The sequence below is a fragment of the Mitsuokella sp. AF33-22 genome, assembly GCF_003475755.1.
Lineage (GTDB): Bacteria > Bacillota > Negativicutes > Selenomonadales > Selenomonadaceae > Mitsuokella.
Genome location: NZ_QRQA01000010.1, coordinates 20,375 through 32,763 on the forward strand (window position 1 = coordinate 20,375; position 12,389 = coordinate 32,763).

The window sequence follows — 12,389 nt, forward strand, 5'->3', positions numbered from 1 at the left end:
GGCATGGGAGTACGCGATACCTTGGAAAAAATCGAAAGCATGGTGGCTGGTGCCAAGAATGTGCCTTTTACGGGACGCATCATGATCAACGACAATGATCTGGTGCATTACGTCGAGGAACTGCGCCGCGATCTGCCGAAGGAACTCGAAAAAGCAGAGGTCATCATGAAGCAGCGCGATGAGATCATTGCCGATGCGCAGCGCGAGGCGGAGAGGATCCGCAAGCGCGCACGCGAGTACGCCACCCAGATCACGGATGAGAATGAGATTGTCGTGCAAGCCAAGGAAAAGGCCAAGGTCATCCTGCAGCAGACGCAGCAGCGGGAGAATGAGATCATCGCGCGCACGCAGGCGAATGCCACGCAGCTGCAGGACGATGCGGATGCCTATGCCAATCAGGTATTCGATCAGCTCATCGCACATGTCAGCAGCACGTTCCAGGGCGTACAGCAGGCAGAGGGCGGTCTGCAGCAGGCGCTGTCGGTCCTGCAGCAGGCAAAGGCGCAGATGAGCCAGCAGCGGCCCAAGCAGGCGGCGCCGGCACAGCAGCCGGAGGGGCAGGCACCGGCAGAGCCGCAGGAGTAAGCCGGGCACCGGGATGATACCAAGGTCTATGATGCAGCTTGTGTCATGGGCCTTTTTTGTCTATCCTGCATCATCGTTGTAAAGGAAAGCGAGGGTCTTTTTTGACGGAACAGGAAATCGCCGCACTCCTGCGGCAGTACAAGGCAGGGCAGCTGTCGGAATCACAGGCCGTCGCCCGCGTGCGGCAGGCCGGCGTCGAGGATATGGGATTTGCCGAGGTCGATCAGGCCAGGGAGCGCCGTCAGGGTTTCCCCGAGGTCATCTATGCGGCAGGCAAGACAAAGGAGCAGGTGGCAGCCATCATGGCTTCGCTGCTGGCAGGCAGCCACAAGAGCGTCATGGCCACGCGGGCGGACCGAGAGATGTATGAATTTGTCAGGGAGAAGATCCCTGCGGCAGAGTATGAGGAAGCGGCCCGCATCATCTTTGTCAGGCGCCCGCGGCAGGATGTCGACCCCGATAAGAAGATCCTGATCCTGACGGCCGGGACCAGCGATATCCCCGTGGCCGAGGAGGCCCGCCTGACGGCGGAGCTCTGGGGCAATGTGGTCGTGACGCATTACGATTGCGGCGTGGCGGGTATCCATCGCTTGTTTGCCCACATGCGTGACATCGAGGAAGCGAGGGTCATCATCGTTGTCGCCGGCATGGAAGGGGCGCTCGCGAGCGTCGTGGGCGGGCTCACGGACAAGCCGGTCATCGCCGTGCCGACGAGCGTGGGCTACGGCGCTTCCTTCCACGGGCTGACGGCTCTTCTGGCCATGCTCAACAGCTGCGCTGCGGGCGTATCCGTCGTCAACATCGACAACGGCTTTGGCGCCGGCGTGCTGGCCAGCAAGATCAACCGGCTGAGCTGACGAATCCTTTGACCGCTGCGAGCAGACGAAGGCGGAGCGGCGGCATGTATGAGAGGAATACCATCATGAAAGCAATTTACCTGGACTGTTTTTCCGGCATCAGCGGCAACATGCTGCTCGGTGCTTTCCTGCAGGCGGGCGTGTCGCTTGCGTTCCTTGCTTCCGAGCTGCGGAAACTGCCCTGGGGCAGGGAATTTGAGATCGTGGCCGAGCCCGTGAAGAAACAGGGCATCGCCGCTTCCTATGTGCGCGTGCTGCCCGTGGAAGAGGCGCATGAACATCATGACCACCATGACGACCATGAACACGGTGCTCATCACCATGTGCACCGTACGATGGCGGATATTCGCCGTATGATTGACGCATCGTCGCTGTCATCCGCCGTGAAGGCGCGAAGCCTCTCAATCTTCGGCGTGCTGGCCGAGGCCGAGGGCAGGGTTCACGGCAAGCCGGCGGAGGAGGTGGCCTTCCATGAAGTCGGTGCCGTGGACTCCATTGTCGATATCGTGGGCACGGCCATCTGCCTCGATTATCTCGGTGTTGAGAAAGTCTTTGCGTCCCGCGTCAACACGGGCAGCGGCTTCGTGCACTGTGCGCACGGCGTCATGCCGGTGCCGGCGCCGGCTGTGGCGGAGCTCCTGCGCGCCTGGCCTTCGTATCATGCCGGCGCGGAAAAGGAGCTCACGACGCCGACGGGCGCAGCCGTCCTGCGCAGTCAGGCCGACTTTGCCGCGAGCCTGCCGGATTCGTTCACGGCTGACTGCATTGCCTACGGGGCCGGCACCTGGGATACCGAGCTCCCCAATGTCCTGCGCCTCTATCTCGGCGATTATGCAGAGCGTGAAGCCGCGCGGCCCGCTTCGGATATCCTGCTGCTCCAGACGAATATCGACGATATGGAGCCGCAGATCTTTGGATATCTCTATGAACGCCTCTTTTCAGCGGGCGCGCTAGATGTCTGGACGACGCCAATCGTCATGAAGAAGACGCGTCCGGCGCATGAGCTCTCAGTCCTTTGCCGGGCACAGGAGAAGGAGGTCTGCGCGGACATCATCCTGCGCGAGACGACGAGCATCGGCCTGCGCGTTTTCCGCGCGGAGGAACGCCTGGAGGCCGCTCGCAGGCTCGTCAAGGCACATACGCCGTATGGGGATGTGACCTGCAAGCTCTCGAGCTGGCGGGGGCAGGTCATCAGCTGCAAGCCCGAATACGAGGATTGCTGCCGCCTGGCGCGCGAGCATCATGTGCCGCTCAAACGGGTGGAGGAACTCGCGCGAAGAGGTTGTGGAAACGATTGCATATGATAGGGAAGAAAGGAAAATCGAAAAAAATGCTTTACATCACGGGAGGGTTCGTGTATAATACGTCTTGTTAAAACAGGAATATGTTGTAACGAGATCGCGTGTTACTGGTCATGCAGGCATCAGCGAAAAGCAATGGATTTCCCGTTTTCTGCAGAGAAAGCGGAAGGAGTCTGTCGTGCTTTTTGTTGATGCCTTTTTTGTGTGTCCTGTGACGCAGCAAGAGAAAGGACGGTCTTTATGAAAGACGAAATCTTCAGCGTATTGCAACGCGTCGGCCGCAGCTTCATGCTGCCGGTTGCAGTACTGCCGATCGCAGGTATCCTGCTCGGCATCGGTGCTTCGTTCACGAACCCGACGACCATCAAGACGTATGGTCTTGAGGCGATTTTCGGTGATGGCACCATCCTCGGCGGCCTGCTGACCATCATGGCCAGTGCGGGCAGCACCATCTTCGGCAACCTGCCGATCATCTTCGCTGTCGGCGTTGCCATCGGCATGGCCAAGGCGGAACGCGAGGTCGCAGCCCTCGCCGCTATGATTGCTTTCTTTGTCATGCACAGTGCCTGCAACGCCATGCTCAAGCTCAACGGGCAGATTCTGCCGGACGGCTCAATCGCACCGGGCGTGCTCGAGGGCACAATCGCGAGCTCCTGCGGCATCATGTCGTACCAGATGGGCGTTTTCGGCGGCATCATCGTCGGTATCGGCGTCGCGTATCTCCACAATAAGTTCCACAAGATTGTGCTGCCCAACGCGCTCTCTTTCTTCGGCGGTTCGCGCTTCATCCCGATCATCTCGACCGTCGTTTACCTCTTCGTCGGCATTGCGCTTTACTTCATCTGGCCGATTGCGCAGGACGGCATCTTCGCGCTCGGCAGCCTCGTCACGGGCACGGGCTACATTGGCACGCTGATCTTCGGTATCATCAAGCGCGCCCTCATTCCGTTCGGCCTGCATCACGTCTTCTACCTGCCGTTCTGGCAGACGGGTGTCGGCGGCTCGATGATGATCGACGGCCAGCTCGTACAGGGCGGCCAGAACATCTTCTTTGCGCAGCTCGCTTCGCCGAATGTCACGCACTTCAGTGCAGACGCAACGCGTTACTTCTCCGGTGAGTTCATCTTCATGATCTTCGGCCTGCCGGGCGCGGCACTCGCCATGTACCGCTGCGCGAAGCCGTCGAAGGAGACGGCGGCCAAGGGCCTGCTGCTTTCCGCAGCCCTGACCTCGATGCTCACGGGTATCACGGAGCCGATTGAGTTCTCCTTCCTCTTCGTGGCACCGGCTCTCTTCGGTGTCCAGGTCGTCCTCGCCGGTGCGGCCTACATGATCGCACATATGCTCAACATCGCCGTCGGCCTGACGTTCTCGGGCGGCCTGCTTGACCTCTTCATCTTCGGTATCCTGCAGGGTGAGGCCAAGACGAACTGGATGTACATCATCCCGGTCGGCATCATCTACTTCTTCCTCTACTACTTCATCTTTACGTGGATGATCAAGAAATTCGACTTCAAGACGCCGGGCCGTGAGGACGACGACGAGGAGACGAAGCTTTACACGAAAGCGGATTACCAGGCCAAGAAGGGCGCTGGCGCAAACGGCGGCTCGCAGCAGAGCGTCGAGGATGCCAAGAGCTCGATGATCGCGCGCGGCCTCGGCAGCAAGAAGAACATCACGTCGGTCGACTGCTGTGCGACGCGCCTGCGCTGCTCGGTGGCGGATTCCTCGCTCGTCAATGAGAAGATCCTCAAGGCCACAGGCGCAGTCGGCGTCATCGTCAAGGGCACGGGCGTCCAGGTCATCTACGGCCCGCAGGTCGCCGTCATCAAGGCCAACCTCGAGACGTATCTTGAGACGGCGCCGGAAGTCGAGCCGGAACTCGATGCCCCCGCAGCGGAGCCGGCCAAAGAGGAAACGGCTCCGGCAGCCCCTGCTGAAGCGGCTGCACCAAAAGCGGCCAGCCATGCGCTTTACGCGCCGGTAGCAGGCTCCGTCCATCCAATCACGGAAGCGCCGGATGAAGCATTCGCCGGCAAGATGATGGGCGACGGCTTCTTCGTCTACCCGTCGGAGGAAACGGTCTATGCACCGGAAGACGGCGAAGTTGTCTTCGTCTTCGATACGAAGCACGCCATCGGCATGAAGGCTGCTGACGGCACGGAATACCTGCTGCACATCGGCGTCGATACGGTTGCACTCGGCGGCAAGGGCTTTGAGGTCTTTGTCGAAGCGGGTCAAAAGGTCAAGAAGGGCGACAAGCTCATGCACTTTGATGATGCATACATCAAGGAGCATGCGAAGTCGGATGCCTGTCTCGTCATCTATACGGGTCTGCAGGAAGGCCAGTCCGTCACGATGGAAACGACGGGCGATGTCAAGGCTCTGGCTGAAGTTGCCAAGTTCTGATTACTTGTTCTCCAGGACTTGCACGGGAAATGGTCATAACCATTTGTTCCAGTAAAAAATAGTTTCTTTCACGAATAAAAAACTTCCTTGTATGGCGCATGACCTCCCAGATAGGTTATAATAGTAGCATCATATAAGGAGGTTTTTTATGTTTCGGGTCGTCAAGCCATTGAATAACAACGGCCTGCTGGCGTTGACCAGCGAAGGCCGCGAGGTCATCCTGCTCGGCAAGGGCATCGGCTTCGGCAGGAAGAACGGGGAGCGGGTCGAAAGATTTCCCGGGGCCAAGGTCTACACCCTTGTGCCCGATGGGAAGCGCAGCGCCCTGCAGGCCGTCAACGGCATCAATCCGCAGGCTGTGGAACTCGCCGCGCGCATCCTCGAAGAAGCGAAGACCGTCTTCCCGGACATCGCCGATGATATCCTTCTGCCGATGGCCGATCATATCGCCATGGCGCTCGAGCGCAAGCGCCGCGGCATTCGCCTGCCCAATCCGCTGCAGCATGACATCATGGCGATGTTCCCCGATGAATACCGCGTGGCAGAACGGGGCCTTGCGGCCATCTGCGAGGAGAGCGGTGCCGAGCTCCCGCCGGAAGAGGCCGGCTATCTTTCCCTGCACATCCATGCGGGCGTCAGCGAGCAGAATGCCGGCGACAGCCTGACGAATATCCGGCTGGCCTCTGACTGCATCGCCATGCTGGAGCGGGAGCTCGGCATCTCCTTCAGGCGCACGGAGCTCAAGTACACGCGGCTCATCAGCCATGTCTGCTACATGATCCTGCGCATCCGCGCGCATGAAGACGTGCCGATCCAGATGGATGACTACGTGCAGAATATGTACCCGGATGCCTGTGCGCTCGCGCGCAGGATCTGCCGCTTTCTTGAGGAGCGCCTGCAGCTGCCCGTTGCACCTGCCGAGATTACGCTGCTGGCCATCCATATCCAGCGCGTGCTCTGAGAGACAAGTACTTTTCCTTGACACTTGACAAAGGAATGGGCACATCGCTATAATGAATTGAGGTTGATGCTGATGAAAGTGAATATTGCTGAATCGAATGCGGATTTCACACAGGAAATCCCGTTTGCGTTCACGGTCCAGCCGTCGGATATCGGTGCCGTGGCCGATGATTACACCTTTGAGGGCCCTCTGGTCATCGAGGGAAAGGTCATCCACACGGGTTCGTGCTGGCGGGCGGAAGGCGTGATTCGCTGCGAGAAGTCCTTTGTCTGTGACCGCTGCCTGAAACCGTGCCGCGAAGCGCAGGAACATCATTTTTCCGAGGAGTTTCGCCGTACGGGTGATGAGATGGCCGATGAGGATACCAATCTTTTTGAGGGGGATCTCATCGATCTCACGGAACTCGTCCGTGATACCGTCCTGGCGGCTCAGCCGCTCAGCAAGCTCTGCAGGCCCGACTGCAAGGGACTCTGCCCCGTCTGCGGTGCAGATCTCAACGAAGGGGACTGCGGCTGCGACCGGTTTGTACCGGACCCGCGCATGGCCGCCCTGCAGGAACTATTAGCGAAAAAATAATCTGAGAAGATCCCGTTAAGGAGGTGTATCCGAACATGGCAGTACCAAAGCGCAAAACGTCCAAGGCACGTCGCGACCAGCGCCGCGCAAATTGGAAGCTCACTGCTCCTGGCTACGTAGCATGCCCGCAGTGCCACGAGCCGAAGATGCCTCATCATGTATGCCCGGAATGCGGCTATTATGATGGCAAAGAGGTTGTCAAGGCAGCTGAATAAGGAAGAAAGATCGTAAGCAGGACATCTGTCCTGCTTATTCTTTTTGGAGAAAGGTCCAAAGCAGGACACACAGGCTTGCTTTTTTGTCAGTCAGACCGTATAATAAAATGATATAAGGTTGTAATAGCAGGTACTAATTTTGGAGGGGAGATGAATGAATGGCACGAGTCAAGAAGAAGGTGCGCCAGGAGATGCTCTTGCAGCAGGTCAAGGAAAAGCCGTTTCTGACGGATGAAGAGCTGGCGCATAAATTATCGGTCAGCGTCCAGACCATCCGCCTGGACCGCCTGGAGCTCGGCATCCCCGAACTCCGCGGGCGCATCCGCAAGATGGCGGAGAGTGCTCAGAACAAGGTGAAATCCATCAAGAGCGGCGAGGTGGTCGGCGAGCTCATCGATCTTGAATTGGGCCACTCTGGCATTTCCCTCCTGCGCGTGACCGATGACATGGTCTTTGCCAAGACGAAGATCGCCAAGGGCTACTACATGTTCTCGCAGGCGAATTCCCTGGCTCTGGCCATCATCGATGCACCGATGGCCGTCACGGGCATTGCCAATGTCAAGTACAAGGTGCCCGTCCACGTCGGCGAGAAACTGATTGCAAAAGCAGAAATCGTCCGCGTCCGCGGCAATAAATACTTTGTCTGGGTCAAGACGCGCAATGATACACAAGAGGTCTTCCGTGCGAAATTCATCATGGTTTCGTGGGGAGAGGAGTGAGGGGGAAGTTAGCAATGAAGATTGCAGTTGATGCCATGGGAGGCGATTACGCGCCGCTTGAAGTTGTATTCGGAGCGGTGCGTGCTGCGCGCAAATATCACTGCGAGATCGTGCTCGTGGGGGATGAGCCGAAGATTCGCGAGATCCTGGCAAAAGAACCCGGCTGGGAGAAGCTCGGCATCACGATCCATCATACGACGCAGGTCATCGAGATGGGTGAGCATCCGGCCGATGCCGTGCGCACGAAGAAGGATTCTTCCATCGTCGTGGCGACACGTCTCGTCAAGGACGGCGAATGCGATGCCGTGCTCTCTGCCGGCAGCACGGGCGCAGCCGTCACGGCGGCACAGCTTATCCTGCGGCGCATCAAGGGTATCGGGCGTCCGACCATCGCGACGCCGATGCCGACGCCGAAGGGCGTGACGCTCCTGCTTGATTCCGGCGCGAACGTCGACAGCAAGCCGGAGCACCTCGTCCAGAGCGGCATCATGGGGTCCCTTTATGCGGAATACGTCTTCGGCGTCAAGAATCCGCGCGTCGGGCTCCTCAACATCGGTGAGGAGGAAACAAAGGGCAACGAGCAGGCAAAGGCGACGTATGCCCTGCTCAAGCAGATGCACACCATTAATTTCTGCGGCAACGCCGAAGGCCGCGATGTGCCGAAGGGCAACTTCGATGTCGTAATTTGTGATGGATTTGTAGGCAATGTTGTGCTAAAATTTGCAGAGGGACTTGCAAAGACCATTCTGAAACTGCTTAAGGAAGCGGTGCGCGAAGGCGGTATCCTCGCAAAACTCGGCGCTCTGCTGCTGATGCCGGCGATGAAGAAGCTGGGCAAACGCCTTGATGTCACGGAGTACGGCGGTGCGCCGCTCCTGGGCGTCAACGGCTGCTGCATCATCAGCCACGGGTCTTCCAACGCCAAGTCCATATGCAGCGCCATCGGTGTGGCGAACGATTATGTCCGGGGGGATGTCCTCGCTCACATCCGTGATACGCTGGCAAAGGAGGAGATACTGACGAATGACGCAGAAAAGAACTAGTGCAGGCATTCTGGGCACCGGCTGGTGCGTACCGGAAAAGACTGTAACGAATTCCGATCTTGAGAAAATGGTAGATACGAGCGATGCATGGATTGTCGAACGCACCGGCATCCATGAGCGCCATGTGGCAGCCGAGGGCCAGCCGGTATCGGACCTGGCAGAGCGCGCCGCACGCATGGCGCTTGAGGATGCCGGTGTCGCGGCCGAAGACCTCGACCTCATCATCGTGGCGACCCTGACCTCGGATCGCATCATTCCCTCTACGGCCTGCATTCTGCAGGACCGTCTCGGTGCCAAGAAGGCTGCTGCCTTTGATCTGTCCGCTGCCTGTTCCGGCTTTGCCTATGGGGCGGCCGTGGCCAGCCAGTTTATCGCGGGCGGCGTCTACCGCCACGTGCTCGTCATTGGCGCCGAAACGCTCTCGAAGGTTGTCGACTGGACAGACCGCAATACCTGCATCCTCTTCGGTGATGGAGCAGGCGCTGCTGTTTTTGGCCCGGTTGAGGACGGATATGGTCTTCTGGGGTTCGACCTCGGCAGCGACGGTTCGGGCGGCGACGTGCTGGATATCCCGGCAAGCGGCAGCCTGCATCCCGTGACGAAAGAGGCTCTTGAGGCTCATCAACAGTACATCCATATGGATGGCAAGGCCGTCTTCCGCTTCGCGGTCAAGATCATGGGGCATACCGTGGAAGAGGCCTTGAAGAAAAGCAATCATACGAAAGAAGAGCTCGATTGGCTCGTCCCGCATCAGGCGAATATCCGCATCATCGATTCGGCCGCTAAACGGCTTGAATTGCCGATGGAAAAAGTCATCATCAATATCGAGAAATACGGTAATATGTCAGCGGCGTCCATACCGGTTGCCCTGGCGGAAGCGGCACATGCACACCGCTTCAAGAAAGGCGATCTCATTGCCCTGGCTGGTTTCGGCGCCGGCCTTACGTGGGCATCCTGCATCGTGAAATGGGCTAAGGAGGACTAATCTGATGTTTGAAAACAATGCAATCTGTAAATTACTCAATATAAAGTATCCGATTTTCCAGGGAGGCATGGCCTGGATCGGCACGGCCGAGCTCGCTTCGGCCGTCTCAAATGCCGGCGGCCTCGGCATCATCGGTGCCGGCCACATGCCGCCTGAGGTTCTGCGCGCAGAGATCAAGAAGTGCAAGGGCTGGACGGACAAACCCTTTGGCGTAAACGTCATGCTCATGAGCCCGTACGTCAAGGAAGTCATGCAGGTCGTGCTCGAGGAACGCGTGCCTGTCGTGACGACAGGTGCCGGCAATCCGGGTGAATACGTGCCGGAACTCAAGGAAATCGGCACGAAGGTCATCCCGGTCGTCGCCTCGGTCGCACTGGCGAAACGCCTCGTGCGCAGCGGTGCCGATGCCGTCATCGCGGAAGGCACGGAGTCGGGCGGCCATATCGGTGAGATTACGACGATGGCACTCGTGCCGCAGGTCGTTGATGCCGTTGACGTGCCGGTCATCGGTGCGGGCGGCATTGCCGATTCCCGCGGCATGGCCGCAGCCTTTGCGCTTGGCGCACAGGCCGTGCAGATGGGCTCCCGCTTTGTCATGAGTGAGGAGTGCATCGCTCACCCGAATTACAAGAAAATGGTCCTCAAGGCCAAAGACCGCTCTACGGTGGTCACGGGCCGCACGCTCGGTCATCCGGCCCGCGTGCTCCACAACAAGCTCACGCGCAAATACGAGGAACTCGAGGCAGCCGGTGCTCCGGCCGAAGAGCTCGAGAAGCTCGGTGTGGGCTCCCTGCATCGTGCGACGCACGAAGGCGATGTGGAGAACGGTTCCGTCATGATCGGTGAGATTTCCGGCATGCTCAAGGATATCAAGCCAGTCAGGACGATCATCGAGGATATCGTGGCAGGTCTTCCGGGCGTCATCCAGACGATCCAGGACGACTGCAAATAAGATATAGATTCCAGTATCCGGGACCGGATGGTCCTGGCAGGAAACGAAACAGGAGGTAGTGCAACGTGAATAAGCTCGCATTTGTATTCCCGGGTCAGGGAGCCCAGACGGTAGGGATGGGCAAGGATTTCTTCGCCGAGTATGACGTAGCCAAGAAACTGTTCCAGGAGGCCGATGAGGCCCTTGGGTATTCCATCAAGGATATGTGCTTTGAAGGCCCGGCCGAAGACCTCAAGCTGACGGCCAATACGCAGCCGGCAATCCTGACGGTAAGCGTTATCGTCAACGAGATCCTCAAGGAGCATGGCATCCAGCCGGACATCGCCGGCGGCCACAGCCTCGGTGAGTACTCTGCACTCGTGGCAGCTGGTGTACTTTCCTTCCAGGATGCTGTCCTGCTCGTCCACAAGCGCGGCCAGTACATGCAGGAAGCCGTCCCGGTCGGCGAGGGCGGCATGGCAGCCATCATCGGCCTTGGCGACGAAGTCATCGCGGATGCCTGCGAGAAGGCAACGGCTTCTGCCGGCGAAGTGCAGCCGGTTAACTTCAACTGCCCGGGCCAGACGGTCATCGCCGGCACGACGAAAGGCGTTGAAGCAGCTGTTGAGACGCTCAAGGCTGCCGGTGCCAAGAAAGCCGTCATCCTGCCGGTTTCGGCACCGTTCCATTCTACGCTCATGAAGCCGGCTGCAGAGAAACTGGCTGCTGAGCTCGAGAAGGTCGAGATTCACGACGCAGCATTCCCGGTTGTCTCGAACTTCACGGGCAAACTGGAGACGAAGGCCGATGAGATCAAGGCCAACCTCGTCGCACAGGCCGATCATCCGGTCAAGTGGATTGCCTGCGTCAACACGATGAAGGAGTTTGGCGCCGATACGTTTGTCGAGGCCGGCCCGGGCAAGACGCTCTGCGGTTTCAACCGCCGCATCGACCGTGCGCTCAAGAGCGTGAACGTTGAAAATCTTGAAACTTTACAAAAAACGCTTGACTATTTCAAGGAGGTTCGCTAATATGCTTTTAGACGGAAAGGTTGCTCTCGTAACGGGAGCTTCGCGCGGTATCGGCCGTGCCATCGCCCTCCGCCTGGCCTCGGAAGGTGCCAAGGTTGCCATCAATTATGCGGGCAATCAGCAGGCAGCGGAAGAAGTCAAACATGAGATTGAGAGCGCCGGCGGCGAAGCCCTGCTCATCAAGGCCAATGTAGCCGATGCGCAGGCTGTTGAAGCGATGGTCGCGAGCGTCGTCGAGGCGTTTGGCACGATTGATATCCTCGTCAACAATGCCGGCATCACGCGCGACGGTCTGCTGATGCGCATGAAGGATGAGGATTTCGATGCCGTCATCGACACGAATCTCAAAGGCGTGTTCTACTGCACGAAGGCAGTGGCCAAGCTTATGATGAAGAAACGCACGGGACGCATCGTCAACATGAGCTCGGTTGTCGGGCTCATCGGCAACGCGGGCCAGACGAACTACGCTGCGGCAAAAGCCGGCGTGCTCGGCTTCTCGAAGTCAGCAGCCAAGGAGCTGGCCGCGCGCGGCATCACGGTCAACATGGTTGCGCCGGGCTTCATCGATACTGACATGACGTCAGTGCTTCCCGACAAGGTCAAGGACGCCATGGTACAGGAAATCCCGCTGAAGCGCATGGGCCGTCCGGAAGAGGTGGCAGGTGCCGTGCTCTTCCTCGTATCGGATTGTGCATCCTATATCACCGGCCAGGTCGTTCATGTAGACGGCGGCATGGTTATGTGATATAACTATATATGGATATTAATTTAAGGAG

Annotated in this window: 13 protein-coding genes; all 13 read left to right on the forward strand. The window is 58.6% G+C overall.

Annotated elements, in window-relative coordinates; translation table 11 throughout:
* Window positions 1-3 precede the first annotated feature (3 nt).
* The 13 genes from DWZ54_RS07500 (at window position 4) to fabG (ending at window position 12,358) form a co-directional block, all read left to right on the forward strand.
* Window positions 4-585, forward strand: a complete 582-nt coding sequence (locus tag DWZ54_RS07500; protein ID WP_118475242.1) for an ATPase — start codon at window positions 4-6, stop codon at window positions 583-585.
* A 101-nt stretch (window positions 586-686) separates the two neighbouring features.
* Entirely contained in the window at window positions 687-1,442 is a 756-nt protein-coding gene (gene larB, locus DWZ54_RS07505) for a nickel pincer cofactor biosynthesis protein LarB (protein ID WP_118475244.1), read from the forward strand.
* A gap of 65 nt (window positions 1,443-1,507) precedes the next feature.
* A complete protein-coding gene (larC, locus tag DWZ54_RS07510) occupies window positions 1,508-2,746 on the forward strand; it encodes a nickel pincer cofactor biosynthesis protein LarC (protein ID WP_118475350.1) in 1,239 nt (412 codons plus the stop codon).
* 237 nt (window positions 2,747-2,983) lie between these two features.
* Entirely contained in the window at window positions 2,984-5,152 is a 2,169-nt protein-coding gene (locus DWZ54_RS07515) for a PTS transporter subunit IIABC (RefSeq protein WP_118475246.1), read from the forward strand.
* A 148-nt stretch (window positions 5,153-5,300) separates the two neighbouring features.
* The gene (locus DWZ54_RS07520) at window positions 5,301-6,113 is read left to right on the forward strand and encodes a PRD domain-containing protein (protein WP_118475248.1); all 813 of its coding nucleotides are present in this window, start codon (window positions 5,301-5,303) and stop codon (window positions 6,111-6,113) included.
* A 72-nt stretch (window positions 6,114-6,185) separates the two neighbouring features.
* Window positions 6,186-6,689 carry a DUF177 domain-containing protein gene (locus DWZ54_RS07525; protein WP_118475351.1) on the forward strand — a complete coding sequence of 168 codons (504 nt, stop codon included), beginning with the start codon at window positions 6,186-6,188 and terminating at the stop codon, window positions 6,687-6,689.
* A 35-nt stretch (window positions 6,690-6,724) separates the two neighbouring features.
* Complete coding sequence (gene rpmF, locus DWZ54_RS07530; protein WP_036374320.1) at window positions 6,725-6,904, forward strand: 50S ribosomal protein L32; 180 nt, start codon at window positions 6,725-6,727, stop codon at window positions 6,902-6,904.
* 158 nt (window positions 6,905-7,062) lie between these two features.
* Entirely contained in the window at window positions 7,063-7,623 is a 561-nt protein-coding gene (gene fapR / locus DWZ54_RS07535; RefSeq protein WP_118013729.1) for a transcription factor FapR, read from the forward strand.
* Between the two features lie 14 nt (window positions 7,624-7,637).
* Entirely contained in the window at window positions 7,638-8,666 is a 1,029-nt protein-coding gene (gene plsX, locus DWZ54_RS07540; protein ID WP_118013731.1) for a phosphate acyltransferase PlsX, read from the forward strand.
* On the forward strand, window positions 8,647-9,651 hold the full coding sequence (locus DWZ54_RS07545) for a beta-ketoacyl-ACP synthase III (protein ID WP_118475250.1): 1,005 nt from the start codon (window positions 8,647-8,649) through the stop codon (window positions 9,649-9,651). Before plsX ends, DWZ54_RS07545 begins: the two co-directional genes overlap by 20 nt.
* Window positions 9,652-9,655: 4 nt before the next feature.
* Entirely contained in the window at window positions 9,656-10,603 is a 948-nt protein-coding gene (fabK, locus tag DWZ54_RS07550) for an enoyl-[acyl-carrier-protein] reductase FabK (RefSeq protein WP_118013735.1), read from the forward strand.
* 65 nt (window positions 10,604-10,668) lie between these two features.
* The gene (gene fabD / locus DWZ54_RS07555) at window positions 10,669-11,613 is read left to right on the forward strand and encodes an ACP S-malonyltransferase (protein ID WP_118013737.1); all 945 of its coding nucleotides are present in this window, start codon (window positions 10,669-10,671) and stop codon (window positions 11,611-11,613) included.
* Between the two features lies 1 nt (window position 11,614).
* Window positions 11,615-12,358, forward strand: coding sequence for a 3-oxoacyl-[acyl-carrier-protein] reductase (fabG, locus tag DWZ54_RS07560; RefSeq protein ID WP_118475252.1), 744 nt, complete (start codon window positions 11,615-11,617; stop codon window positions 12,356-12,358).
* Window positions 12,359-12,389 lie beyond the last annotated feature (31 nt).

Coding starts and splice junctions, on each gene's coding strand:
- DWZ54_RS07500 (WP_118475242.1), top strand. CDS start 4: ATGGGAGTACGCGATACCTTGGAAAAAATCGAAAGCATGGTGGCTGGT.
- DWZ54_RS07515 (WP_118475246.1), top strand. CDS start 2,984: ATGAAAGACGAAATCTTCAGCGTATTGCAACGCGTCGGCCGCAGCTTC.
- DWZ54_RS07520 (WP_118475248.1), top strand. CDS start 5,301: ATGTTTCGGGTCGTCAAGCCATTGAATAACAACGGCCTGCTGGCGTTG.
- rpmF (WP_036374320.1), top strand. CDS start 6,725: ATGGCAGTACCAAAGCGCAAAACGTCCAAGGCACGTCGCGACCAGCGC.
- plsX (WP_118013731.1), top strand. CDS start 7,638: ATGAAGATTGCAGTTGATGCCATGGGAGGCGATTACGCGCCGCTTGAA.
- fapR (WP_118013729.1), top strand. CDS start 7,063: ATGGCACGAGTCAAGAAGAAGGTGCGCCAGGAGATGCTCTTGCAGCAG.
- fabK (WP_118013735.1), top strand. CDS start 9,656: ATGTTTGAAAACAATGCAATCTGTAAATTACTCAATATAAAGTATCCG.
- DWZ54_RS07545 (WP_118475250.1), top strand. CDS start 8,647: ATGACGCAGAAAAGAACTAGTGCAGGCATTCTGGGCACCGGCTGGTGC.
- DWZ54_RS07525 (WP_118475351.1), top strand. CDS start 6,186: ATGAAAGTGAATATTGCTGAATCGAATGCGGATTTCACACAGGAAATC.
- larC (WP_118475350.1), top strand. CDS start 1,508: ATGAAAGCAATTTACCTGGACTGTTTTTCCGGCATCAGCGGCAACATG.
- fabG (WP_118475252.1), top strand. CDS start 11,615: ATGCTTTTAGACGGAAAGGTTGCTCTCGTAACGGGAGCTTCGCGCGGT.